Origin of the sequence: Sphingomonas sp. SORGH_AS_0950 (genome assembly GCF_030818415.1) — a bacterium.
Lineage (GTDB): Bacteria > Pseudomonadota > Alphaproteobacteria > Sphingomonadales > Sphingomonadaceae > Sphingomonas.
Genome location: NZ_JAUTAE010000001.1, coordinates 3,519,805 through 3,544,202 on the forward strand (window position 1 = coordinate 3,519,805; position 24,398 = coordinate 3,544,202).

A 24,398-nucleotide genomic window follows, 5' to 3' on the forward strand; every position below is an offset into this window, starting at 1 on the left:
ATGTTTCGAAGCCATCGGGCGACACCCATCGTCATATCAAGCTCCGGCCGAGCTTCATCGGATAGAGGACACGAAGTGTGCAGGAGATGCGGGTAGCCGATTTCCCGGCCCCGGTCGCCAGCTGGCAAGCTGATCTTTGCGAAGCCAAGTATGTGCGCCGGCTGCTTCCGGCATGAACGAACGGCTGAAAGTGGGGAGCAAAGATCCGCTGTCGGACGTCTGTTTCTGGGGCGAAGCACGAATCTACTTCTCGGTCGGGATCCAATCAGCCGCGACGTAAAGCGATTGGCATAACGCAGCAGCTGATGCTGCGATTGCGGCCCACCGGCTCCATTCGCTCTGCCGCTTCAACGTGAACTCCATGTCCGAGCCGTCGCATAACGTCCAAGCCGCGTAGCCGGAGCGGCCGTGTTTTGCGAAGTGTTTTTCCCGCATTCGGCTGGCCGCTTCGGGAGAGACCTTGACCACAGCCGATCGCCACCTGATCTGGCCCCCGTTTCACCGGACGGATTCAGGCGGTTGCAGAAACCAGTGCGCGATGTTCGCGCGGTGAACGCATTTTGAGCCCTGAATGGGGGTGGTTGTCGTTGTAGTCCTCGATCCATCCGGCAAGCGATGTCAACGCGGTGGGAGCATCAGGCAGCGGCGAGACGCGGACGTAATCGCGCTTGAGGGTATGAACGAAGGCCTCCGAGATGCCGTTGGACTGCGGGCTGCGAACGGGCGTGAAGCAGGGTTTGAGGCCCAGCTGCCGGGCAAAGGTGCGTGTTTCGCGGGCAGTATAGGCCGAGCCGTTATCGGACAGCATCTCGACCGGCACGGGCGCGCGCATACCGCCGAAGCGGGTTTCCACGGCTTCCAGCATGATGTCGCGCACGTCCGAGCCGCTGATGCCCGCATTGGCGATCGCGCGCCAGGCGATGATCTCGCGGTCATGGGCGTCGATGATGAAGGCGCCGCGCACGACCTCGCCGTTCCAGCAGGTGAACTCGAAGCCGTCCGAGCACCAGCGCAGGTTCGAGCGGATCGCCACCACGACGCCGTCATGGCCATAGTCGGCCCGCTCGGTGTAGCGCCGCGCCAGCAGCAGGCGGTCCGCGGCCATGATGCGATAGACGCGCTTGTGATTGACCGGCGCCAGTCCTTCGGCGCGTTGCTGTCGATTGAGGACTGCCGCGATGCGGCGGTAGCCGTAGGTGGGCCGCTGCGCGGCGATCTGGCGTATGCGGGGCAGCAGGTCCGCGTCGTCGGCCTTGGCGTACGGCCCGCGCGTCCGGGTGCGGCCGGTCAGGCGGTCGTACACCGTCGAGCGCCCGACCCCGAGCGTCTTGGCGACCAGGCTCACCGGATAGTCTCCGGCAACGGCGAGTGCATGAGCAAGCTCGCTTTTTTTGGGCGTGAGCGCTCCAGCGCCTCCTTCAGGATCTCGACCTCCAGCGTCTTGCGGCCGAGCTGGCGCTCCAGTTCGCGGATGCGGGTCTCCATCTCGCGGACCTGGCGATTGCTGGTCACGTCGTCGTCGCCGGCGACCGCGACGCTCCCGCCCTCCAGCATCAGCCGCCGCCAGCGGTACAGCAGGTTCGGCGCCACGCCGTTGCGGCGTGCCACCACCGATATGCTCTCGCGACCATCGAGCGTCTCCTCGACGATCCTCAGCTTCTCAGGCGTGCTCCAGTGACGGCGACGACCGCCGTCGGTGATGATTTCGGACACGGACATAAGCCTATGCTTAGGGGATAGCCCCAAGCCTCCTTCTTAGGCTTGAATCCGTCCGGTCGAAATGGGGGCCAGCTCACCACCAAAGTCCGGCAGCCAAAATCGATAGAATGGCCGTCGAAATGGCAAGGATGGTCTTGATCGCTGTGACGGCTCCTGTGGTCATCAACACCTCGTCCTCACTTCTGACAGCTAGCTCAGCAATACGAGGCCATCCAGGTTTCGTCACCCTGCGTTCGATCAAGATGAACAAAGCGAAGATCTCGGGAGGCGCATGTCCGTCTGATGCGATTGCTGAATGAAGGTCGGGTTTCGGGCAGGGGCAATGTCGCTTCGAACGGCCGACTTTGGGTCTTGCTGTCTCAGCCTGACGTGCAAAACCGACCCGTTGTTCGCCGATCTAGCATTCGGCGCGGCATCCCGAAACCAACCGTTCGAACTACTCGCAACAGTCCCGTTTCTCCATGTCCGGCAGGCGGTTTCGGGAAAATGCAATTGGGAACAGGTTTTGGGAAAAGGGCTGCATCAGGAGGCATCTGGAATGTGAGCCTCCCAATGCTGTCTCTCTGAAACTTCCTAATCGGGAACGGCCAGAGCGATATTTCGCCTCTCCAGCACTCACTCGCACTTATCCACCACTTATCATAAAAGCCCTGAGGCGTTCATCACGGACCTCGAACACGGCGAATACACCGAGGGCGCGAAGCGCGGGTATAGAGTCTGTGATTTCGCGGCCCAGCTTCTGACGGTCGGCGTCAGCCGTTGCAGCATCGCTCCACCGCATCGCGTTTTGCAGGAACGCGGCGACCGTGCCCTTGCGGACAGAGATGCCGTTGATTTCGGCTCGATCGGTCTCATCGGGAAGAACATCCTCTGGGCGCATGGTGACGCTGTTCGGGTTTGGCTCAAAGTCCATGTTCAATCTCCATCAGGTTGGAGCCCATGAACTAGCGCGGCGGTTGTGGCGATGCTGCCTGATCCATGCCAAAGAATACGGTGCTTCTGCCATGATAGCTCCTCTCATCCCCCTTAGCCTCATTGAGGAAGGCACAATCGGCCCCATCTTCGTTGTCGAACAGAGCGATGACGACGTACGGGACACGGCCTCGCACTCGCACGACGCGGGCCAACTGATTGGGAGCTTGGCCGGCCTGTTGTCGGTAACTACCGAAAGCGGGTCCTGGGTGGTGCCGGCCACCCACGCCATTTGGATACCGAGCCGGAAGTCGCATTCGATGCGGTCGCATGGCCCATTCTCGGGGTGGAGCGTCTATGTCACCGCCGGCGCATGCGCGGAGCTGCCAATGGAGCCTCGTACGATCCGGGTAAGCGGCCTCCTGCGAGAGGCGGTGCATCGTGCCGCAGATTGGTCGGGTCCACCGGAAAGCGGACGCGAGCGCAGGCTTGCGGGCGTCGTGCTGGATGAGATCGCGACATTGCCGACCGAGCCGCTTGGACTGCCCCACCCATCCGATCCGCGCGTGCGGCGCGTCACCGATGCCATCCTCGCCGACTTGGCCGATAACCGGCCGCTCGACGCGTGGGCGGCATGGGCGGCTATCGCTCCGCGCACATTGGCGCGCCGCTTCGCCAACGAAACAGGGTTCAGCTTTACCGAGTGGCGCCAACGAGCGCGCGCCCTGCGATCCATCGAACTCCTGGCGGAAGGGGCGGCGGTAACGACAATCGCGATCGATCTTGGCTACGGAAACGTGAGCGCTTTCATCGCCATGTTCCGCCGGGCGATCGGCGTCACTCCAGGCCGATATGTCCGCTCAAAGGTTCCAGCGCTTTGAGCATTCAGGAAGCCGCCGCACACCGACAGACTCGCAGGCCGTTTCCAAAATATCTGGGAAAGCCGAACGGAAGCGGGGAAGGTCGAGGGTCAACGGCTGCTCTGCCGCCAACATGAATGAATGGCAGAAGCTGGGGAGCCGAGACAAACCCGCGAATGACCGCAACTGGGTCTTCGTGACGATGGGCAGGGGGCTGCTTCCATCGAATTGCCAATATTGGGCGAGCTGACACAAAAGCTTCATTAATACGACATGCCTTTGCCGCTAGACCTCAATGGCGGTGAAACAAAGGGCCTCTAGCGCCCATTCCCCAGGCGCCAAAAGAGCCGCTCTGCAGGGATTGCTTCACCATGAAACTCGTTACCGCAAGCGCCGTTGTGGCGCTAAACGCTCTATTGGCTCCTGCTGTATTGGCGCAGTCTGACCCATCCCAGGCCAAATCGGCCATCGGCCAGCCTGCGCCGGATGTCGCTGGCAGTGACGACGTCGTCGTTACCGGAACGCGGGAGCGTGGTCGCACGCAATTCGATACCTTGGCACCTGTTGACGTACTGCCGGAAACCCTTGTCCGGTCCAGTGTCTCGGGTGATCTCAATAACGCGCTGGCGCAGCTTCTGCCCTCGTTCAACGTGCAGCGCCTCCCCGCCGCAGACGGCCAGGCCTTCGTCCGACCGGCTACACTCCGTGGCCTCTCTGCCGACCAGACCCTCGTCCTCGTCAACGGCAAACGCTACCACCGGTCGGCGCTGCTCGGGACGCGTGGCGCACAAGCGCCCGATCTCGCCAGCATACCCAGCCTGGCGATCAAGCGCATCGAGGTGCTGCGTGACGGCGCATCGGCGCAATATGGCTCTGATGCGATCGCCGGCGTCATCAACATCATTCTCGACGATCAGCCGGGAATGGAAGCCTATGGCCAGTTCAGCCAATATTACGCGGGCGACGGCAACAACTACCAATCCGGCGCGCGCGGCGGTATCGCGCTCGACGACAAGGGCGCGATCGTTTTCACAGGGCAGTTCGAACATGGCGAGGCTACCTCACGCACCCGCCAGCGGCCCGACGCTCTCGCCTTCCAGGCAGCTAACCCGACCCTTTCCGTGCCCAATCCGGTGCAGCGCTGGGGCCAGCCCGACGAGGAGCGTGTGCGCGGTGCGGTCGACATGCATTACGACCTCGCCGATGCCGTCAAGGTCTATGCCTTCGGCACCGTGCAGCAGGGCGAAGGGCTGACCGACTTCAACTGGCGCAACCCCAGCAATACCGGCAGCGTCTACAATGCCAGCAGCGCCTTTCCGGGGTTCAGCTTCCGTAGCCTCTATCCAGCGGGCTTCACCCCGCGCTTCGGCACGCAATTCGCCGATCTGCAGCTGGTCAGCGGCCTGCGCGGCAATCTGTCGGATGCGCTGAGCTATGATCTCAGTGCTTCGGCGGGGCGCAGCCGCATCGACTATACGATTGCCCAGACGCTCAACGCATCGCTCGGGCCCGCCAGTCCGACCAGCTTCTATTTGGGTCGCCTGACCCAGCGGGAGACCAACCTCAACGTTGACTTCGTCTACCGCCTGCCCGTCGGCGGGGTCGAGCCGCTCAACATCGCCTTTGGCGGCGAACGTCGGATTGAGCGCTACGCGGTTGGCACCGGCGATCCCGCCTCCTATGCGATCGGTGCGGGCGCCGCGACCGGCCTTGCGCCCAATTCCAACGGCTTCCCCGGCTTCGGCCCGCAGCAGGCGGGCCGTTTTCAGCAGACGAGCAATGCCGGATATGTCGATCTGGCCTGGCATCCGGTGATGATGCTCACGCTTGGCGCGGCGGGCCGCTACGAGGATTTTTCGAGCTTCGGGGACAAGTTCACGTACAAATTCTCGGGCCGGGTCGAGCCGGTCGAATGGCTGGCGCTGCGCGGCACCTATTCCACCGGTTTCCGTGCGCCGACCCCGGCGCAGCTCAACACGCGGGTGGTGAGCCAGGGCCTCGACACCCGGACGCTGCAGGTCTTCAACCAGGGACGCCTGGCGCCCACCGACCCGCTCGCAGTCGCGCTGGGTGCCAAGCCGCTGCGTCCCGAAACGTCGCGCAATATCAGCGCGGGGCTCGTCGCGCAGACGCATATCGGGCTGGGCGCGACGGTCGATCTCTACCAGATCGATGTCGACGACCGCTTCAGCCAGTCGGCGACCATCTCCATCCCGGCGGGCTTCGCCAACCCCAACCGCTTCACGTCGATCAGCTATTTCACCAACGACTTCAACACCCGCACGCGCGGTGTCGATGTCGTGGTCAGCTATGCCCGCACCCTGGGCGACGGCCGGGTCAGCGCGACGCTCGCCTATAACTATAACCGCACGACCGTTCGCAGCGGCACGAGCGCGGCGATCGCCAACGACACGCAGCGCCGCATCTTCCAGGAACGCCTGCCGCAGCATAATGCGACCGGCACGCTCGGTTATGATATCGGCCGCATTGGCGTGATGCTGCGCGGCCGTTATTACGGGCCGTGGACCGACGTGACGGGCAACGCGACCGGCGAACTGTTCCAGCGCTTCGGCGGCCTGGCGCTATTCGATGCGTCGCTTACCTATCGCGTGACGCCGAACATCTCGGTCCGTGGCGGGGCCGAGAACGTCTTCGGTACCTATCCGGCCGAGGCGACCAACCAGGCCAATCGCGGCCTGATCTATTCGCGCAACGCCCCCTACGACACCGATGGCGGTCGTTACTATGTCCGGCTGGGGTTGAGCTTCTGATGATCGACCGGCGTGCACTATTGGCTGGCGGGATGGCCGCGACCCTTCCGCTGCCCGTGCGCGCCGGCGGTCCGGCACGCCCCGCCCCGGACGACGAAGCGTTCTGGGCGACGGTCGCGGCGGACTATGACGTGCCGCGGGACGTCATCCAGCTCGAAAACGGCAATTGGGGCGCCATGCCTCGCCCGGTCCGCGCCGCGTACGAACAGACGGTTGCGCGCGTGAACCGCGACACCAGCTATTACGCCCGCCGTGGGATGTTGGCCGACCTTGCCGCCGCTCGTGCCGCCGTCGCCGCCGAACTCGGGGTGCCTGCGGACGAGATCGCCTTCACCCGCAACGCCACCGAAGCGCTGAAAGCGCTGATCCTCGGCTATAACCGGCTGAGCCCAGGCGATGCGATCCTCTATGCCGACCTCGACTATGACAGCATGCAGGCGTGCATGGAGAGCCTGGCGAAACGTCGCGGCGTCCGGGTCCGCCGCATCGTGCTGCCCGAACCCGCAACACGCGCCAGCCTGATCGACGCCTATGCGCAGGCGATGGCCGACGAACCACGGCTGAAGCTCATCCTTCTGACCCATCTAAGTCACCGGACCGGCCTGGTGATCCCGGTCAGGGAGATCGCGGCGATGGCGCGTATGCGTGGTATCGATGTCATCGTCGATGCCGCGCATAGCTGGCAACAGCTCGACTTCGCTCTGCCCGATCTGGATTGCGATTTTGTCGGCCTGAACGGGCATAAGTGGCTCGGCGCGCCGCTCGGCATAGGCATTCTTCATATTCGCAAAGGCGCGCTCGCCCGGATCGACCGTGATCCCGCCGAAGACGCCGACGGTCTCGACACCGTCATGGCCCGCATCCATACCGGGACGCTCGATTACGCTTCCTGGCTCACCGTCCCCGCCGCGCTCGCATTCCAGAACCGGGTCGATCGGGCCGCGCGCGCCGCCCGGCTGCGCGCCCTTCGCGATGGCTGGGTACGGCAGGCACGGGCGCTCCCCGGCATTGAAATACTGACGCCAGACGATCCCATGTTGCACGGCGCGATCACCTCGTTCCGGCTTCAAGGGATAAGCAGCCCGCAAGCGAACGCCGCCATTGCCCAGCGACTGCTCGAACGGCAGCGCGTCTTCACTGTTCATCGCGTGGGGGCAGCTAAGGGCGCTTGCGTGAGAGTGACGCCCTCCCTGTTTACCTCGATGAACGACATTGATCACTTCGCCAAAGCGCTGAGGGAATTATCCTAGAGGCATGTCGGCTTCCCCCCATTTTGCGCCATTTTCACCACTGATTTAGGCGACGCTGCCGTCGCCGAAATTGACATGAATGAGTTTCCGAAGTTGGGGGGCGGGCAGGGGGCTTCGAACGTCCGCAAGTGGGTCCTTTTGTCGATCACCTACGCTATAGCATTTTTCGCAAACCAAATGCGACCGTCCGGCCCACCGGGTTGAGATAGGCATTCTGATAGATCAAGGGCGTGGTGCCCAAGCTATTGCGCACGCTCTGGCGCGAATCGACGATGTTGGTAACGCCTAACGTCATGCGCATGCCCTTGAGCCACGAGGGCGCCTTCGTTCGTCCTAGATAGTCGCCAACGTTGGCGAATAGCGCGAGATTGATCGTCGCCAGGTCGCCGAATTTCAGATCTCCCGCCGGTGTGCCGGATCCACGAATTGATGTTCCGCTCTGCCATGTCGCGGTGAATCGGGCGCCGAGGCCGCGCTTGAAGGCGCTGGCCTGGAACTCAACCTCGTGCCGGGAACGGCCGCCCCGGACGTCGAGCGCACCCCCGTCGAGCAGGTTCAGAACCGGACCGCTGGGGCGCAGCAATACACTATCCTCCAGCCGCCAGCTGTGTTGTAGCGACAGCATCAGCCGGCTCGTAAGGTTTTCAACCCGTCGGGCGGCGGGACTCCCGGCCTCTACAGTCTCCAGGCGCGCGCCGGGCGGGAGGCGGCGCTTGGCCTCTTCGAGACTAGAGAACACGCGGACGTTGGCGTTCTGAAGACCGGGCGGCAACGGGCCTAGCGGCCTCATGAAGCTCAGGCCCCAGCGGATCTGCTGCTGGTTCGATCGCGCGAAGTTGATCGGCGTCGCGTCGATACGCTGCAGGCGACCGGTGGTGTCGCGGGTAAAGCGATCCGGGAACGCATCCTCGACCTGCGGCAACGCGATAGGAAAGGCAGCGATCGGATCGTCGATCCGCGTGCGGATATAGTCGATTGTGAATACCAGATCCGTCCTGGCCATCGGCTTGAAGGTGGCGCCTGCGCTAAGGACGTGGCGATCGTCGGCGTGAAGGCCGGGATTACCGCCGAAGCTGCGCGTGATATCGGCCGTCTCTCCACGGCGCGCATCGAAGGTGCGAACGTTGGGCACGACGATCAACGGCGCCCCGAGCTGTTCGACCGTCGGGGCCGATCGCGTGTCGCTGACCGATGCGAGCAGCGATAGCCCAGGCAGGGGCGTCCAGTGTAGGCCGTAGCCCAGGGTCCACAACGTGCCGACGTCCGACAGTCTTTCCGCGGCGACGGTCGCGTTGGCCGACAGCGCACCGATCGACGTGAGTGACGGTGTGGCGGCCCCTGCGATCGGCAGGTCAATGCTGGCCTGGACGCTGGCGGTGTCGCGCTCCAGCGACCCGACCCGCGTCGACGCACCCAGTTGGGATCGGCTGCTGACGTCGCGCGTCGTGACGACTGATCGCAGGCTGAGCGACGCGGACCCGGCCGGCAGGGTGAAGGGTGATCCGTTGACCAGCAAGTCGGCGTTGGCCGTCAGGGTGGCGAAGCGTGCAAGATTCTGCGGGGTGACGGGAACGCCGGTGTCGGTCGTGCTGTCGTTCGTGGTGCGGTCGAGGTTGCCGGTCGCGGTCCATTGCCATTGGCGCAGCCGCCCGCCGATCGTGGTGCCGAGATGTAGCGTCGCGCTGTCAACGTCGCGGTGCAGCACGCCATCCGGTCCCAGCCCGACCAGCGCCTTGGTCTTGCTCGTCTCGACCCTTCCGTTGAGCGTTGCTGCCACGTCGGCAATCGGATTGGCCGCGACGGTCGCATTCAGGGTGACGCGGTGGGTGGCGGGCAACAGCGTCCGATAGTCGCCGAGCGTCCGATCACCGCTCGGCTGCCGCACGTCGCGCTCGCTCTCCAGCAGGGCGCTCGACCGGCTGAGATCGGCATCGAGCATCGTGCGCGTATCGCCGCGGATGCGCAGATAACTGGCACCGCCCGCAGTCGTCGCCTGTCCTCCCGCGGTTGGCCCGGCGAGGTTCCCTTGGACGATCCGCGACGTAAAGCGTTCGAAGGCGACCACGTTCACCACCTTGCGATCGGCCGGATAGCCGTATTTCAGTGCGACCTCTTCAGGCAGAATCTCTGTCCGTTCGATCGCTTCGGTGGGAAGCCGGGCTATTTCGGCAAAGCTCGACACGCGGCGGCCGTTCAGCAGGACGATCGGATCGGCCGACGTATCGTTGCGTCCGCTCGACACCTGCGCGCCGAGCGCCTGGATCAGTTCGGACACTGTTGCCGTGCCATAAGATCGGATGTCGAGGGCCGATAGCGTGCGTTCGGGCTTGATATCGCCGATGACCGAACCACGCGGCGGGCGCCCGTTGACGACGATGTCGCCAGACGCGGTCGCCGGCCGCGCCGCGGGTAGTGCGTCCTTGTACTGCTCGCGCAGTTTCCGCTCGACGTCCTCGGGTAGCGGCTGGCCGTCCGGTCCGTGGAATTGGATGGCAGGCGGCGGGGGCGGGGACGCAGCGGGGGGCGTTACCTGTGCTGCGGCGAGCAGACCTATGCCGATGATCGTCGTCATCGCGTCACGAGGCTCGCTTCGCCGCGAAGGGCAAGGTTGCGAGGCCAGTGATATGCACATCGCCCGTCAGCGCCGTGCCCCCGGCATCGAGCGTCACGACAAAGGTTACTCGGGGTTCGGACTTCAGGCTGAACGTTGCACAGCCCGCGGTCACGGACACAGCCTCGAGCGGTCGCCAGACCTGCGCCCTCGACGATTGGTAGCGCCCGGACCACCCTGTCGCATTGCGGGTCAGTTCGAATGTCCAGTTGGCCCCTGCGAATGCGCCGATCCAGTGTCCGGCGAGGTGATCGGCAGGCTGCGTCGATGCGCACGGCGGCGCCGGCGCTGGCGCCGGCGCCGCGGCGGGCGAGGCCATGGCGAGAAGAATGGTCGCGATCATACAGCTCTCCAAATTGAAGCCGGGTCAAGGAAAGCAGATCGAGGTAGCGGGACGATGCCGCGTTCGTGACGGCGCGTGATACGAAGATGCTACAAAGCCGTGCTATCGCCTGAAGCGATGCACAGCGCTGCCATATCCCGAGATCGCATCGTCGTGGTGGACGACGACACCAGCATCCGCGACGCCTTGGCCGAGTATCTCGGCGATCATGGCTACGCAGTCCGCACGGCCAGCGGTGCCGTTGCCTGCGGTCGCTTACTAGCCGAGGCGCCGGCCGACCTGCTGGTGATCGACGTGATGATGCCGGGAGAGGATGGGTTGTCGCTGTGCCGGCGTCTGGCTCCGACCGGTACGCCGATTCTAATGCTGAGTGCGCTCGATGGCGTTACCGATCGCGTCGTCGGGCTAGAGGTCGGGGCATGGGATTATCTGGCCAAGCCGTTCGAGCCGCGCGAATTGCTGGCGCGCGTACGAGCGTTGCTGCGGCGACCGCGCATGGAGAGCCCAGCGGCACACGGCGATGCGGTCGCGTTCGCCGGCTGGTGGTTCAGCCCCGACGAGCGCCGCCTGCGCGATCCGCACGGGCGGCCTTTGCTGCTGAGCGAAGGCGAGCATGCGCTGTTGGCTGCCTTCGTGGGGCGCCCCGGACGGGTGCTCAGCCGGGACACGCTGCTGGACGTCGCGCGGGGTATTGACGCTGCGTCCTATGATCGGGCGATCGACATCGCCATCAGCCGGTTGCGTCGCAAGCTGGCGGAAGGTGATAGTGCCCCGTTGATCGAAACGGTTCGGGGGGCTGGCTATCGCTTTCTGCCCGCGGTTCGACCGGCATGATGCGCAGCGTCTGGCGGCGACCGAGCGCCCTGACCGCGATTGGTGGGTTCAGCGTCGCGATCGCCGTGCTCAGCGTCGCGATCACCGCCAGCATCGTCCTGCTGATGCCCGATCCGCCCGCTGTGCGTATGACCGTCGCTGAGGCCGTCGCAGCGCTGCGGGGTACGAACGCCGGTCTGGCCCGCACGTTCGGCAGTCCCCCGGACGGGTCGCCGGCGGTGCTGCTCCAGCCGGTTCTGGCGCAGGCAATCGGCCGTCCCATTGCGGACGTACGGGTCGTTTGGCTCGATCGAGCTGCGCGTCCGACCCGCGGTGACGGTGTCGTCGTCTTCACGGCGCGCGGCAAGGGCGAGGCCGCCGGCAAGATGTTGTGGCCGGGCGGCACCCGGCCCAGCGGACCGGTCGTTATCCGCCGCCAGGGCGTGCTGCCCATGCGGATCGTTCCGAGAGGTATGACGGATTCGCTGATCGGCAAGGTCCTGCTCACATTGCCACAACCCGCATTTACCGCCAGCGTGCGTCTGGCGGATGGCCGATGGCTGACCGTTGCGCCACAATCCCCGACCTTTGGCGGGTGGCGGTTGAAGGTGCTGGTCGCGCTCGTCGCCAGCCTCGCGGTGCTAGCGCCCCTAGTCTGGCTGTTCGCCCGACGCCTCACCCGACCGTTTCGCGCATTGGCGTTGGCGATCGATGACGGCCGCGATCCACCGCAAGCACAAGGGCCGCGCGAATTGCAGGATGCCGCGCGCGCGATCCTCCACCTGCGCGCGCGCCTGTCCGCCGAAACCGATGAACGCATGCGCATGCTGACCGCTGTCGCACACGACCTGCGTACCCCGCTGACCAGCCTTAAGCTGCGGATCGAAGCGGTGCCGGAGCCACAGCGCGCCCGCATGGCCGCCGACGCCGACCGCATGGGCGCGATGATCGCCGATGTCCTTGATTATGCCCGCACCGCCAACGCATCGCGACACCCGGTGCAGGTCCGGACGATGGTCGCCGAGATTGTGGCAGACCTGCTGACTGTGCGTCTGATCGACGGACCGGAGGTTACGGTGATCGCAGTCGAGCCGGCCTTTCGCCGCGCGGTCGAGAATCTTGTTCGTAACGCCGAAGACTATGCCGGGGGCGGCCGGGTTGAGATTGCCACCGAAGACGACGCCGCCATCGTCCGTGTGATCGACGCAGGTCCCGGCATCCCGCCCGCCGACCGTGCTCGATTATTGCGCCCGTTCGAGCGTGGCGACGCCTCGCGCAGCCGAGACACGGGCGGAGTGGGACTGGGGCTCAGTATCGTGCAGACATTTGCGGATCTACACGGCGGGACATTATCGTTGGACGAGGCGGAGGGCGGCGGGACGATCGCGAAGTTGGCCGTCCCTGCGCTTGTCCAATAGGATCGTGAAGCAAGAATTAGCGGCTTTGCCAGTGTACTGGGCTCGGTGGCCTATGCTGGGTGAGGGCCCGATACTACCCTTGTCTCGATATGAACGAACGGCAGAATGCGGGAAGCTACCGGGCAATCCCGAATGACCGCATCTGGGTCTGTTCAGACCTCGGTGCGTTCTGCCAGTTCCAAGGCATCCTCAACATCAACCCCCAAGTACCGCACTGTGCTGTCGATCTTGGCGTGGCCGAGAAGAATCTGAACAGCGCGGAGGTTGCCGGTCGCCTTGTAAATGATCGATGCTTTCGTGCGCCGAAGCGAGTGTGTACCATAATCTTGAGCTGGAAGGCCGATGCCGACCACCCATTCGTGCACGAGGCGAGCGTATTGGCGGGTGCTCATGTGGGCCATGTAGTCGTTTCGACTTGGGAAAACGAAGTCGTTCAGTGTTCCGCCACGACGCTCCAGCCATGCCCGCATCGTCTTGCGTGCCGTGTCCATTAGTTCGAACTGGACTGGCCGTCTGGTCTTCTGCTGAACCACGACGGCTCGGTCACGGACCCGGCCGCCAGAAACTACATCTCCGATCCGCACCCTGACCACGTCACAGCCGCGCAGCTTGCTGTCGATGGCGAAGTCGAACAACGCGCGGTCGCGCAGTCGTCTATGCTGGTCGAGCCAGAAGCGAATAGCCCATACCTGTTGCTGTTTCAGAGCGCGCTTCGCACCGATCAGCCGGCCCTCGTTCCAAGGCCGAAGTTCATGAAAGGCAGGGTCCATCGACGAATGACCCATTGATCACCTCCATCGGGCCAAATTGCCAAAGCAGCTTACGCAGGCGGGGTAAACCGATCGTTCTGAAACGTGGTTGATTGGCCAATGGTCATGCTGAACGAGCGGTCGGTTTCAGGTGCCGCCTAGGAATTCTATGAACGACTGGGATTGGGGTAGGCCGTTTTAGTGCCCGGCAAGGCATGCACCTGTCGAAGATAAGCGCTCGACCTGACATCATGCATAAATGTCGGCGACATAGCGTACGCCCTCCCGCTCGATCCGCTCCGCCCAGGCCAGTGCTTCGACGTGACTGGCATCGGTTTCAGCCTCGTAGATGCGGATGAAGACTTCGCGCACGGCTGGCGCCATGTGCTCGCCATCGCCGCAGAGGAGGATGCGTGCCCCCGCGCGGAACAGACCAGCTATCTCCTCACGATCCCGCCAGATGGCATCCTGGACGTGAACGATCCCGTCCTGACCCGTCGCGGAAAAGGCCATCCGCAGACTAACGACGTCCGTGTCCTGCCAACCCTCCAGTTCCTCGCGATACAGAAAATCGCCATCGGGATCGCGCACGCCGAAGAAGAGCAGGGCCGGGCCAAGCAGTTCGCCGGCGGCCTTGCGCACGGCACGTTCCTGAAGAAAGCCACGGAACGGCGCGATACCGCTACCCGCGCAAACCATGATGACCGGGGTCAGCGGATTGGCTGGCAAATGAAATCCCGCCTGGCTCTGTCGCACCGCCACGCCGAGCGTATCGCCTTCCTTCAGCCGGGCGAGGAAGGTCGACGCGACGCCTTGATGCAACCGATCGCCCCCCAGTGCCGGCGCCTGCAGGACCGATACCGTGAGCGCACACCGGTTTGGATCAACGAGCGGTGACGAGGCGATCGAATATTGGCGGGCGCGCATCGGGGGAAGGGCCGCGATGAACGTGCCAAGTGCCATGTCAGCCGATGCGAAGCGCTCCAGCAGGTCGAGCAGCGTCACCCGCCGCGCCAATATCTCCGCGGCATAGACGTCCTCCTGCGCCAGCCGTTCGGCCTCTTTGCGCTCCGGCGGGCAGGCTATGGTCGTGGCGATCGCCGAAATCTGCCCACGCGTCGCGGGCTGCTGTAACTCCAGATAGTCGCCGAACAGCGTCTCGGCCGTGACCGGCCTGTCGACGGGCAGGGCAGAGGGCAAACCAGGCGCGCCATGGACGATCACTTCCGTGTTTGGCTCCAGGCCAAAGCGAGTGAGCGCGCGGCGCACCGTTTCGGGCGGATTGCTCGGCAACACCGCCAGATAGTCGCCAGCGCGATAGGTCATGCCCTTGGGTAGGGCGATCTCGATATGCCGTTTCGAGCGGGCACTAGGGCGGTGCAAGTCGACCAGCTCGCGATTGGCGAGGACGGTGCCGTGTCGCAGCTCGTCGAGCTTGAGCAGGCGTTCGCGCGTCCCGCGCCGCACTTCCACGTCGATCCGGGGCTGCGCCTGAACGGCCGGTTCGCGTCCCTGTGACGCTGCAAGCGACGGCCAGAGACCGGCATACCAAGTCTCGAAAGCGCCGAACAGATCGCCAGCGGCATCGCCTTCGCCGCGCGGATGGAGGGCCTGCGCGCCTGCTTTGGCCAATGCGGCATCGACCCGCTTGGGGATCGCCTGCCAGGTGCGGGCCCATTGCCGATTGCCGCACCCGAACACCGCATAACGTCGCCCGTCCAGCGCATGGTCGGGCAAGCCTTCGACCCAAGTAACGAACCGCGCCGCATTGTCGGGCGGGCGTCCTTCATAGGAAGCGGTGGCGACGATCAGGGGCACGCCCTCGGGCAGCCCGGAGGCGTAGTCGTCCAGCGGCGCGACGGTCGCGGCATAGCCCTGCACGGCGGCATCGGCGCCGATCCGCTGGGCGAAGGCTTCGCTGGTGCCGGTGTTGCTGCCGTAAAGGACGAGAAGGGGCCCATTGTCGCCCGGGCTCGGTTCTGTTGGCGCGGTCAGCGGACGTGTCGGGGCGTCTTGCGCCGTGCTGCGCGGCCGTGCCGTCGCTCCGTCCCGGCGACGCGCATGGATATGGAGGTTGGCGGGCTTCAGGGTCAGCGTCTCGCTCACCTCGAGCTTATAGTCGCGGTCGGCCAGGCTGATGTCGAAGCGCTGGAGCATCAGCGCCATGACCAAGATCGCCTCCTGCATGGCAAAGCCGCGCCCGATGCAAGCACGCTGGCCATTCCCGAACGGCTTCCAGGCATGGGGCGGCAGCTTGGCGGCGGCCTCGGGCGCGAACCGCTCGGGGCGGAACGCTTCCGGCTCGTCCCAGACGGTGGGGTCGCGGTGAAGGACAGGCGTCAGGATGAGCAGCGTGTCATCCGGGCTGACAGCATAGCGGCCGCCGATCGTCGTCGCCTCGCGTGGATGGACGCCGAACGCCGGCGCGGTGGGCCAGAGCCGCAGCGTCTCCTGCAGGACCTGCTCGACATAGGTCAGCCGTCCGATATCGTCGATCGTCGGCACATGGCCGCCGAGCACGTCGTCGACATGCGCCTGCGCCTTGGCGAGCGCTTCCGGATGGGTGAGCAGCAGCCAGGTGGCGAAGCTGAGCAATCCGCTGGTCGTCTCATGCCCGGCCACCAGGAAGGTGATCATCTGATAGCCGATATTTTCGCGGCTCAGCATCTCGCCCGTCTCGGGATCGCGCGCCGTCAGCATCCGGTCCAGCAGGTCGCCACGTTCGCCCAGGCGCGGGTCGCCATGGCGCTCCGCGATCAACAGGTCGGAGACGTCGCGCAAGATCCTGATATCGGCTTCGAACCGGCGATTGCGCAGCAGCATCAGCTTGCCCGCCCCCGGTGGCAGCCGCGACCGCCGTCCGGATTCCTCCAGCGCCCCCACCATCGCCGCGACGAAGGGGTGCATCGCGTCCTGATAGAAGCTGTTGAACCGATAATCGAAGGCGCACAGTGCAATCGTGTCGAGTGTCAGCCGGGTCATATTGTCGGCCACGTCGATGGTGGCACCCTCGCCGAACCGCTCCCACCGCACCATCATCTGTTCCGCGATATCGTACATGCGGTCGAACATCGATCGCAGCCCGAGCGGACCGAAAGCGGGCATCAGCAGGCGGTGTGCCTTGCCCCAGTTCGGCTCCTCGTCATGCGCCGTGAACAGGCCGTCTCCGCCGACATAGCGTGCCTCCTGCAAGGGGCGGTGCAGTGCCTTCTTGAAGCGCGTCTCGTCGCACAACTCCTCGGTCAGGGCCTGGCTGCCGACGATCACCAGACCGCGTCCGAACATCTCGATGCGGAACAGCGGGCCATGCTTACGCGCCAGCCGCATCAGGCTCTGCACCGGCGCCTTGGGATCGAGCGCGGCGATGTTGCCGATCAGGGGATAGCCTTTGGGTTGCGGAATGGTGGCCATCGTTCAGTGCCTCCAGGTCATGACGGCGGCATCGATGATCGACCCGGCGTTCGGACGATCGTGTCGACGACCCATCGGTTTGCTCCTCATCCGCTATGTAGGAGCCCACATGAGAATTGGAAACCCATCGGTTTCCAAGGTGCTCTTTTTGGCGGAATTGGCGTATCGGACGAGGATGAATGAAGCGCCTCTGACCGACCGTCTGCCGCCCCGCCTCTTGGAAAGCGCACGCGCGGAATTTGGTCGTCACGGTTTTGCCAAGGCCAATGTCGGGCGGATCGCGACGGCCGCGATGATGTCGAAAAAGACAATCTATCGCCATGTGGCGTCGAAGGAGGCACTGCTTTTCGCGGTGATCCGCTCTGTGGTTGGCGAACTGGCCGCGACGGCCGGACCGCCCAACCCCGATGCGCCGCCCAGGGTATGGTTGACGGGCTATCTGACGGCGTTCTGCCATCTCGCCTTCTCGGACGAAGGCATAACCTCTTACCGCCTCGTTATGAGCGAAGGCGCGCAGTTCCCCGATGTCGCGCGTATCTATATTGAGACGATCAAGACTTATGGGATCAGGCCGCTCGCCAACCAACTTGCCGCCTATATGTCGGTAGGGCGAATGACCATTGACGACCCGGACGGCACCGCGATGATGCTGGTCTCGATGGTCGTGGCCGATGTATTGCGCGACGCCGCGCTTGGCTTGTCAGGCCCGCCGACTGATACCGGATTGCAGCGTCTTATTGAGCGTGCCGTCACCATTTTTCTTACCGGTGTTCTCTTGGACGCTTGCTGACCTACACCCAGCACTTTGCAGGATCATATCCCACACTCTCGAAAGAGACTGACTGGTTGCCCCTCTTGCTAGTTCTGGAAATGGTCGGCGGAAGATCAGTCCGGACGTGTGCTACTCAGGCATGGTAGCAGACGCAATACAGCCTCTGTAAACGTCAATCGACCGATATACTCTGTCCATTAACGCCTACGATGCACGTGAACAAGCGTCTGGAATTGGGAAGCGGATAAGGCATCCTGAATGTCCGGTAGTGTGTCATTTGTAAAAAGTCCGCCCGTTTTTGGTGCCGTTCGCCTCAGCATCCCATTCCTACGAAATCGAGGAATGGGATGCCAGTTGGTTCACAAAACCATCTCAGATGTCAGCACTGGCTGACATTGAGGTCATTGACGACGCTATTGTAGGTCTGGAGTAGCGTTTCGGCGTCTTCTACCGCCTTCGGCTTCATCATCTGGAACGAGGCGCCATTCTTGCGATCCTTGGCATAGGTGCCGTCCTCGGTGCGCTGGATGATATCGCGCCCGGCTGCAAGATAGGCATTGGCGTGCAGCATAAAGCTCGCGCATGCCGTCTTGTCCTTCTCGCGGACCTTGTTGTCGAACTGGACGGCCATGGTGTTGAACTGGTCCAGGGACGCTTTGAATGCCGCCTTCTGGTCGCCCAATCCCTTGCCATCAAGCACGCCGGAGGCATGATCCATGCTTTCCTTGAGATAATAGACCGTGCCTTTGCGATAATAGTCCAGGGTATCCTTCTTTGCTGCCTCGAACGCCGCCTTGATGCGCGCGCGGTCCGCGGCGTCGATGGCTTTTGCATAGGTAGCCTGGGCCGATGCAACATTGTTCAAGGCGGTAAGCAGCGCTGGCTGGAGCTCGCGGCCATGGGCGCCGTTGTCGCTCACATAAGTCTTGGCCTCAATATAGTTCGCCATATCACGATAGAGCGGCGCGACCTTGGCAAGCGCTTGGCTATAGGTTCGGGCCGCCGCGTCGAGTTCCGGCATGGCGGGCTTCATGGCTAAAGCCTTGTCCAACTGCGCCTTGATCCGGTCGATGCCCGGATCGGACGGAAAGAAAAGTTTTGTCAGGTCTTTGCCGCTGTCGAAAACCGGTTTGATAGAGCGCTGATAGGTGGCCACTATGTCGGCAAAGGGCGTGCGCGCCGTATTGGCCGCTTCGACATAGGCATTGTATTTCTGCATCTCGTTCTGGTCGGCAGCCGCTGTCACCGCGCTTGAATTTCCCTCTCCCTTGCTTCCGCACGCGGAGAGCGCGAGCACGCAAGCGGGAAGAGCCATGGAGCGAAGCAGTATCCTGAACACAAAAACGACCTCAGTTTGGTTGATGCCAACAGGCGGCTGAAAGTCTTTGGCTGGAAAGACTTTCGGACCGCGGCGCTCCCTATGCCCCCCTTGGGTACGCCTTTCAAATTTGGGAATTTTTATAACCGCACTGATGGGTAAAGTTTTGTGCTCCATCCAAGTGGATCTGCTGTTCTTCGATTGCGATCGCTATCTCGTAGCACAATGATGGTCAGCGCCTGGCTACACCGATGAGAGCGGTTGAAGGGATGGGCAGGATCATTTGATCACCAGCCATGTCTCGCACCTCAGCAACGACGGCGGCCCTCTCGGTATCGCTCAAGCTGATCCAGTCGGGGGACATACCGAACAAGGTATCGGGCTCGGCAAGTGCGCTGACATCGAGCGCATAGTCGTGGGTGACATGTTGGATTTGGGGATCCTGATATCCCGCGGCGATGAATTCGCGGGCAAAATCGCTCGGGTCGCTCAACGCCTTGACCGCATTCGGCATGGTCATGCCGTCGCGCCCGGGAAACAGCTTGCGACGGATCTGGCCGAGCAGGAGAAAGGTTGCCGCCCCGCCATCCTGCCAAGTCGTGACCACGCCGTGGCCACCCCGCCGCGTTACTCGTGCCATTTCCGATAGACCCTTGCGCCAGTCAGGAAACATGATGACTCCGAAGATCGAGAAGACCGCATCAAAACGGCCGTCTTCCAGAGTTAGGGCCTGTCCATCCATGACGCATGCTTCGACATTGGGCAGGTTCGCAGCAGCGATGCGCGCCACCATGCCGGGGGAGAAGTCGGTCGCAAGCACGGGTGCGCCGGTACGCGCCGCTGCCAACGTCAGCGCGCCAGTCCCGGCCGCCACGTCCAGCACGTGGCTTTCTGATGTCAGAGCGACCTTTGCGAGTGCCGCCTCGGCATAAAGGGACGTGAATGGATGCGCCGTTTTCTCATAATGCTGGGCGGCTGTGTCCCAATGATCTGGGTTTTCATAGGCAGGCATAATCGACGCTCCGCGAATCATGTAACATTATAAGTATCGTGATACTGAGCCCTTGCCAATCTCGATGGCGCCGTGAAGGATCACATCGTGCGTAACGACAGCCGCCTTTCGCGAATGCTCCATGTGCTGCTCCACATGGCGCGGCATGAGGGACCAATGACCTCCGAGGCGCTCGCCCGCATGCTGGGTACCAACCCGGTCGTGGTACGGCGCACGATGGCTGGTCTTCGAGATGCAGGGTATGTGCGGTCGGAAAAGGGCCATGGCGGCGGCTGGGTGATCGCGCAGCCCTTGAAGAATGTTTCGTTGCTGGACGTACACCGCGCGGTTGGCGGACCCCGCCTGTTCGCTATCGGCCATGAGAACGCCAATGCCGACTGCGCTGTCGAGAAAGCCGTTAATACTGCGCTGGAGGGTGTGCTCCGTGACGCCGAGGCGCTCCTGGTGGCGCGCCTCGATTCCGTCAGCCTGGCCGAACTGGCGCGCGATTTCGACGCACACTGCGATGCGGCTAGCTAGAAAGCCGCATCCTCACCCGATCTGATCATATCGATTACCGCGCGCAGGGCCGGTGCCATCTGCCGTTGCTGGGGGTAACACAAATAATAGCCGGGAAAGGGAACCGACCACTCCGCCAGCAGCGGAACGAGGGCACCTTGCGCAAAAGCGTCGACGACAGACTCCTCCTTGAGGAAGGCGATCCCGATGCCAGCAAGCGCGGCGTCCACCATCACGGCGCGGCTGCTGGTGATCAACGGCCCTTCGACCGCCACCGAGAACCAGTGGCCCTTCTCGAAAAACTCCCATGCATAGGGGCCGGGCTGCCCCGGCCAGCGCCAGCGGATGCAACGATGCTGGAGCAGATCCTTTGGCGTTTGCGGAACGCCGTGCTCGGCCAAGTATGCGGGCGCGGCTACAGCCAGTTGGCGAATATCCTCGCCTAGCCGAAGTGCGACCATGTCGCGTTCGATCACCTCGCCGATACGGATTGCGGCATCATAGCCGCTGCCGACGATGTCGACGACCGTGTCATCAATCGTGAGATCGAGCGTGATGTCGGGGAATGCGCGCGCCAGCCTTGGCAGGATCGGCACCACGAACCTGTCTGCGGCAGCATGGAAGCAGTGCAGGCGGACTGTACCGGCCGGCAGCTTCGCGGCAGTACGCGCCTGCTCCAGGGCGCCCGTCAGGCTGTTGATCGCGGGTGCGATATCACCGAGCAGCGCGGCGCCAGCCTCGGTCAACGACACGCTGCGGGTGGTGCGATGGAGCAGGCGGATGCCTAGCCGCTCCTCCAGGCCGCGGATCAACTGGCTCAGCGCCGAGGACGATACCCCCAACTGCTCGGCCGCCCGGCTGAAACTCCGTTGCTCGGCGACGGCTGCAAAGGCGCGCAAGGCACCGAACTCGCTGGGATGGATCATAGGGGGCATCTCAGCATTGTGAAGCTGACCTTACAAGCCTGGGTAGCAAATGGTCGATTATCCGCTTGGAGTGAAGCGCTACATCTGGCGGTGAAGGAGAACAGCTATGAAGACATGGTTCATCACGGGTATTTCCCGCGGCCTCGGCAAGGCGCTCGCGCAGGCAGCGCTCGCTCGAGGCGACACCGTCGTCGGCACGGTGCGCGAGGCTGCGCCGGATTTGGAAGTGGGTCATGGTACGCTGCATGTCCTGACCGTCGATCTCACCGATGCGGCGGCGATCGCACCGGCTGTAAGTGCGGCGTTCGACAAGGTTGGCCACATCGACGTGCTGGTCAACAACGCCGGCTATGGCCTGCTCGGGGCGATCGAGGAAGCGACGGACGCCGAGTTTCAACGGCTGTTCGCGGTCAACGTCTTTGCACCCTTTGCCATCATCCGCGCCGCGCTTCCCGTCTTGCGGCGGCAGGGCAGCGGTCACATCCTGAACATCACCTCGATCGCAGGCCGTGCGCCGGCGGGATCATCCGGCCTCTATTCGGCGACCAAATCCGCGCTCGAAGGCCTAACACAGAGCCTAGCCCAGGAAGTCGCGCCTTTCGGTCTCAAGGCCACGGCCATCGCACCCGGTGCCTTTCGCACCGACTTTCTCAGCGGTCATTCAATCCGCCGCAGTCAGGGCGGCGAGCAGTATGCCGAAAGCGTCGGGACCGGAATCGCACGGCTTGACGCGATGGCCGGGCGCCAGATCGGCGATCCGGACAAGGCGGCTGCGGCGATCCTCGAATTGGTCGACACGCCCAATCCGCCGCTTCATCTGCTGCTTGGGAGCGACGCGCTGCGACGTGCCCGAGAGAAGCTCGACGTGGTGATCGACGAGATGGATCGCTGGGAAAGCGTAACGCGTTCGACCGATTATGAGGAAGATGCCTGAGCGGCTGGGCCTGAGCAGCTATCACCTTAAACGACGGCGCCACCCAGCGGTGCAAGACCAACCCGCTCAAGGTCCGTTTGCGGGAATAGGGGAGGGGGCGCTTTGACGCAATGCTTGGGCCCTGTCATCATCGCTTGCGGCGCAGCTGCGATCCGGCGCGCGTCATGAGGAGCGCAACGACATGACCGACCAGAAGAGCGGCATCATGGTCCAGGGCCGTTTGATACCCTTCCCCTCATCGATAAGCCAGGAGGCTCGCGCCAGTCTCGAACGACTGGTGAATGACGATGGCGTCCCGATCAACGCGCTCTACTTGATGCCACCGCCGGACGATCATGCGGGCTGGATGAAGATCAAGGCGGCAGCGGACGGGCATTATGCGGCTGCAGTGAAAGCGCTGGCCGGTACGTTGCGTGCCAGCGCCGAGACGCTTCGCATCGGCGAGACCACGATCCATGTCGCGACGCCCGAGACCATATCGGTGCCGGATGGCGCCTATGTGGATTTCCATGGCGGAGCGTTCGTGTTTGGTGGCGGCGAGGCGTGTCGCGTGCAGGCGCGAATGCAGGCGGATCGGCTTGGGGCGCTCAGCTACGGCGTCGATTACAGGATGCCGCCCGAGCATCCCTATCCGGCGGCATTGGATGACGCGATGGCGGCGTATCGCTACGTGCTGGAACGGCACGCACCGTCGCGCATCGTCGTGGGCGGGCGATCGGCGGGCGGCAACCTTGCTGTCGCGATGCTCCTGCGCGCGAAGGACGAAGGGCTGCCCATGCCCGCCGGCATGGTTCTCCTGTCTCCAGAGGTCGATCTGACCGAGTCCGGCGACAGTTTCCAGGTTAATCAGATGGTGGATGTCGTGCTGCCCGGATCATTGATGCGGAACAACGCGCTGTATGCCGGTGGGGCAGACCTGTCGCATCCTTATCTCTCGCCATTGTTCGGAGATTTAAAAGGCCTGCCGCCGGCTTTCCTTCAATCCGGCACGCGAGACCTCTTCCTGTCCAACGCTGTACGGATGCACCGTGCACTGCGCCAAGCGGATGTGGATGCCGAACTGCATGTCTTTGAAGGGATGCCGCACGGAGGATTTCAAGGGAACACCCCGGAGGACGACGACTTGGCGGCCGAGCTAGCCCGGTTCGTTAAAGCTCGCTGGCAGTGACGTACTCTTTCAAAATTGTACCCAATGAAAACAGCGATGCATTCGGTTTCAATGCGACTTGATGCCTCATAGTCGAGCTGCCGCTACTTTGACCATTTGTCGCAGATTTTCACCGCATCGGCGCCTTCAGACCCGGCTAGGTGTTTGATCCCACGGTTTGATGGTGCGATCCTTTCGTTGGAATGGAAGGAGGCTGTATGGGACAAGTTCGTCATGGATGCGCCACGACCGCGCACGCCGTCCGAGCAGCAATACAGCGATCGCAAGCTTCGCTCTCGACGCTGAGCCGTGAGCTGGGGATCAACCCGAAGACGGTCGCGAAATGGCGCAAGCGAGCAACCGTTGAGGACCTGAAGACCGGGCCAAAGGCCCCTCATTCAACGACCTTGTCCGAGGCGGAGGAGGCGATGGTTGTAGCGTTCCGGCGCCACACGCTGCTGCCGCTCGACGACTGTCTCTATGCGTTGCAGCCGCCGATGCCGCACCTGACGCGGTCAGCGTTGCATCGTTGCCTGCAGCGTATGGCATCTCCCGCCTGCCCGACATCGAAGGCGACAAACCGAAGCGGCAGCGCTTCAAGCGTTATCCGATCGGCTTCTTCCACATCGATATCGCCGAGGTCCAGACCGCCGAAGGCAAGCTATACCTGTTTGTTGGCATCGACCGCACAAGCAAGTTCGCCGTCACGCAACTGGTCGACAAGGCCGATCGCCGGACAGCGTGGGAGTTCCTCGAACACCTGCTGAAAGCCGTATGGGAGCACCGCCACCGGAGGTCGCTGCTCAAGCCGAGATGAATGGATGTCCGATTGTAGGGCTGGACTCGGGCGCGTTGAGCGTCTGCAAGTGGGTCATCGAGGTGAAGGGGAGGGCATCCGCTTTCGCCCCAAACCTAGAAGCTGGGGCAGGAAATC

The 24,398-nt window shown here is 63.4% G+C and carries 18 protein-coding genes and 1 pseudogene; 10 read left to right on the forward strand and 9 right to left on the reverse strand.

Translation table 11 applies throughout. The features are described 5' to 3' along the window. Nucleotides 1–511: 511 nt before the first annotated feature. Nucleotides 512–1,719 (reverse strand): IS3-like element ISGbe2 family transposase gene (locus QE385_RS15950; protein ID WP_307098189.1). Its coding sequence is split into 2 segments (ribosomal slippage): nt 512–1,395 and nt 1,395–1,719, totalling 1,209 coding nucleotides; the frame shifts between segments, so codons are not numbered across the junction. Between the two features lie 625 nt (nt 1,720–2,344). Further along, complete coding sequence (locus QE385_RS15955) at nt 2,345–2,632, reverse strand: hypothetical protein (protein WP_307103487.1); 288 nt, start codon at nt 2,630–2,632, stop codon at nt 2,345–2,347. Between QE385_RS15955 and QE385_RS15960 the strand changes: the two genes are divergently transcribed. The 3 genes from QE385_RS15960 to QE385_RS15970 all read left to right on the forward strand — a co-directional run bounded on the left by QE385_RS15960 (nt 2,598) and on the right by QE385_RS15970 (nt 7,512). Next, complete coding sequence (locus tag QE385_RS15960) at nt 2,598–3,512, forward strand: helix-turn-helix domain-containing protein (RefSeq protein WP_307103490.1); 915 nt, start codon at nt 2,598–2,600, stop codon at nt 3,510–3,512. The genes QE385_RS15955 and QE385_RS15960 overlap by 35 nt on opposite strands. 350 nt (nt 3,513–3,862) lie before the next feature. Next, nucleotides 3,863–6,262, forward strand: a complete 2,400-nt coding sequence (locus QE385_RS15965) for a TonB-dependent siderophore receptor (protein ID WP_307103493.1) — start codon at nt 3,863–3,865, stop codon at nt 6,260–6,262. Further along, nucleotides 6,262–7,512, forward strand: coding sequence for an aminotransferase class V-fold PLP-dependent enzyme (locus QE385_RS15970; protein ID WP_307103496.1), 1,251 nt, complete (start codon nt 6,262–6,264; stop codon nt 7,510–7,512). Before QE385_RS15965 ends, QE385_RS15970 begins: the two co-directional genes overlap by 1 nt. Nucleotides 7,513–7,666: 154 nt before the next feature. Here QE385_RS15970 and QE385_RS15975 read toward each other — a convergent pair whose 3' ends face one another. Both QE385_RS15975 and QE385_RS15980 read right to left on the reverse strand, forming a co-directional pair. Then, the gene (locus QE385_RS15975; RefSeq protein ID WP_058752448.1) at nt 7,667–10,084 is read right to left on the reverse strand and encodes a TonB-dependent receptor; all 2,418 of its coding nucleotides are present in this window, start codon (nt 10,082–10,084) and stop codon (nt 7,667–7,669) included. A gap of 4 nt (nt 10,085–10,088) precedes the next feature. After that, nucleotides 10,089–10,466 carry a hypothetical protein gene (locus QE385_RS15980; protein WP_307103498.1) on the reverse strand — a complete coding sequence of 126 codons (378 nt, stop codon included), beginning with the start codon at nt 10,464–10,466 and terminating at the stop codon, nt 10,089–10,091. Between the two features lie 117 nt (nt 10,467–10,583). On the opposite strand from QE385_RS15980, the gene QE385_RS15985 reads away from it, so the two are divergent. Further along, the gene (locus QE385_RS15985; RefSeq protein WP_058752450.1) at nt 10,584–11,300 is read left to right on the forward strand and encodes a response regulator; all 717 of its coding nucleotides are present in this window, start codon (nt 10,584–10,586) and stop codon (nt 11,298–11,300) included. Next, the gene (locus tag QE385_RS15990) at nt 11,297–12,697 is read left to right on the forward strand and encodes a HAMP domain-containing sensor histidine kinase (RefSeq protein WP_307103500.1); all 1,401 of its coding nucleotides are present in this window, start codon (nt 11,297–11,299) and stop codon (nt 12,695–12,697) included. The genes QE385_RS15985 and QE385_RS15990 overlap by 4 nt, the downstream gene beginning before the upstream one ends. A gap of 152 nt (nt 12,698–12,849) precedes the next feature. Here QE385_RS15990 and QE385_RS15995 read toward each other — a convergent pair whose 3' ends face one another. Next, nucleotides 12,850–13,482 (reverse strand): tyrosine-type recombinase/integrase, encoded by a 633-nt coding sequence (locus tag QE385_RS15995; RefSeq protein WP_093334517.1) that lies wholly within the window; start codon nt 13,480–13,482, stop codon nt 12,850–12,852. 213 nt (nt 13,483–13,695) lie between these two features. Then, the gene (locus tag QE385_RS16000) at nt 13,696–16,857 is read right to left on the reverse strand and encodes a bifunctional cytochrome P450/NADPH--P450 reductase (protein ID WP_307103505.1); all 3,162 of its coding nucleotides are present in this window, start codon (nt 16,855–16,857) and stop codon (nt 13,696–13,698) included. Here QE385_RS16000 and QE385_RS16005 point away from each other — a divergent pair. Beyond that, nucleotides 16,847–17,647 carry a TetR/AcrR family transcriptional regulator gene (locus QE385_RS16005; RefSeq protein ID WP_307103507.1) on the forward strand — a complete coding sequence of 267 codons (801 nt, stop codon included), beginning with the start codon at nt 16,847–16,849 and terminating at the stop codon, nt 17,645–17,647. The two genes, QE385_RS16000 and QE385_RS16005, sit on opposite strands and share 11 nt — an antisense overlap. Nucleotides 17,648–18,008: 361 nt before the next feature. On the opposite strand, the gene QE385_RS16010 is transcribed toward QE385_RS16005, so the two are convergent. Further along, nucleotides 18,009–18,944, reverse strand: coding sequence for a YiiG family protein (locus QE385_RS16010; RefSeq protein WP_307103509.1), 936 nt, complete (start codon nt 18,942–18,944; stop codon nt 18,009–18,011). A 235-nt stretch (nt 18,945–19,179) separates the two neighbouring features. After that, entirely contained in the window at nt 19,180–19,959 is a 780-nt protein-coding gene (locus QE385_RS16015; RefSeq protein WP_307103511.1) for a class I SAM-dependent methyltransferase, read from the reverse strand. Between the two features lie 87 nt (nt 19,960–20,046). Between QE385_RS16015 and QE385_RS16020 the strand changes: the two genes are divergently transcribed. Continuing rightward, nucleotides 20,047–20,478, forward strand: a complete 432-nt coding sequence (locus QE385_RS16020; protein ID WP_011632476.1) for an Rrf2 family transcriptional regulator — start codon at nt 20,047–20,049, stop codon at nt 20,476–20,478. On the opposite strand, the gene QE385_RS16025 is transcribed toward QE385_RS16020, so the two are convergent. Further along, nucleotides 20,475–21,383 carry a LysR family transcriptional regulator gene (locus tag QE385_RS16025; RefSeq protein WP_307103516.1) on the reverse strand — a complete coding sequence of 303 codons (909 nt, stop codon included), beginning with the start codon at nt 21,381–21,383 and terminating at the stop codon, nt 20,475–20,477. The genes QE385_RS16020 and QE385_RS16025 overlap by 4 nt on opposite strands. A 106-nt stretch (nt 21,384–21,489) precedes the next feature. Here QE385_RS16025 and QE385_RS16030 point away from each other — a divergent pair, with 106 nt between their 5' ends. From QE385_RS16030 to QE385_RS16040, 3 genes and pseudogenes are all read left to right on the forward strand, one after another. Next, nucleotides 21,490–22,317: an oxidoreductase gene (locus QE385_RS16030; RefSeq protein WP_307103518.1), complete on the forward strand. Its 828-nt coding sequence runs from the start codon at nt 21,490–21,492 to the stop codon at nt 22,315–22,317. Nucleotides 22,318–22,498: 181 nt separating this feature from the next. Further along, on the forward strand, nt 22,499–23,485 hold the full coding sequence (locus tag QE385_RS16035; protein WP_307103520.1) for an alpha/beta hydrolase: 987 nt from the start codon (nt 22,499–22,501) through the stop codon (nt 23,483–23,485). Between the two features lie 197 nt (nt 23,486–23,682). Then, nucleotides 23,683–24,239: pseudogene (locus tag QE385_RS16040) on the forward strand (IS481 family transposase); the annotation flags it as partial. Nucleotides 24,240–24,398: the final 159 nt, after the last annotated feature.

What these genes read in the sequence shown, in the direction of transcription:
- QE385_RS15960 (WP_307103490.1), top strand. Translation starts at nt 2,598, where the DNA reads ATGGTGACGCTGTTCGGGTTTGGCTCAAAGTCCATGTTCAATCTCCAT.
- QE385_RS15955 (WP_307103487.1), bottom strand. Translation starts at nt 2,632, where the DNA reads ATGGACTTTGAGCCAAACCCGAACAGCGTCACCATGCGCCCAGAGGAT.
- QE385_RS15965 (WP_307103493.1), top strand. Translation starts at nt 3,863, where the DNA reads ATGAAACTCGTTACCGCAAGCGCCGTTGTGGCGCTAAACGCTCTATTG.
- QE385_RS15970 (WP_307103496.1), top strand. Translation starts at nt 6,262, where the DNA reads ATGATCGACCGGCGTGCACTATTGGCTGGCGGGATGGCCGCGACCCTT.
- QE385_RS15975 (WP_058752448.1), bottom strand. Translation starts at nt 10,084, where the DNA reads ATGACGACGATCATCGGCATAGGTCTGCTCGCCGCAGCACAGGTAACG.
- QE385_RS15980 (WP_307103498.1), bottom strand. Translation starts at nt 10,466, where the DNA reads ATGATCGCGACCATTCTTCTCGCCATGGCCTCGCCCGCCGCGGCGCCG.
- QE385_RS15985 (WP_058752450.1), top strand. Translation starts at nt 10,584, where the DNA reads ATGCACAGCGCTGCCATATCCCGAGATCGCATCGTCGTGGTGGACGAC.
- QE385_RS15990 (WP_307103500.1), top strand. Translation starts at nt 11,297, where the DNA reads ATGATGCGCAGCGTCTGGCGGCGACCGAGCGCCCTGACCGCGATTGGT.
- QE385_RS15995 (WP_093334517.1), bottom strand. Translation starts at nt 13,482, where the DNA reads ATGGGTCATTCGTCGATGGACCCTGCCTTTCATGAACTTCGGCCTTGG.
- QE385_RS16005 (WP_307103507.1), top strand. Translation starts at nt 16,847, where the DNA reads ATGGTGGCCATCGTTCAGTGCCTCCAGGTCATGACGGCGGCATCGATG.
- QE385_RS16000 (WP_307103505.1), bottom strand. Translation starts at nt 16,857, where the DNA reads ATGGCCACCATTCCGCAACCCAAAGGCTATCCCCTGATCGGCAACATC.
- QE385_RS16010 (WP_307103509.1), bottom strand. Translation starts at nt 18,944, where the DNA reads ATGGCTCTTCCCGCTTGCGTGCTCGCGCTCTCCGCGTGCGGAAGCAAG.
- QE385_RS16015 (WP_307103511.1), bottom strand. Translation starts at nt 19,959, where the DNA reads ATGCCTGCCTATGAAAACCCAGATCATTGGGACACAGCCGCCCAGCAT.
- QE385_RS16025 (WP_307103516.1), bottom strand. Translation starts at nt 21,383, where the DNA reads ATGATCCATCCCAGCGAGTTCGGTGCCTTGCGCGCCTTTGCAGCCGTC.
- QE385_RS16030 (WP_307103518.1), top strand. Translation starts at nt 21,490, where the DNA reads ATGAAGACATGGTTCATCACGGGTATTTCCCGCGGCCTCGGCAAGGCG.
- QE385_RS16035 (WP_307103520.1), top strand. Translation starts at nt 22,499, where the DNA reads ATGACCGACCAGAAGAGCGGCATCATGGTCCAGGGCCGTTTGATACCC.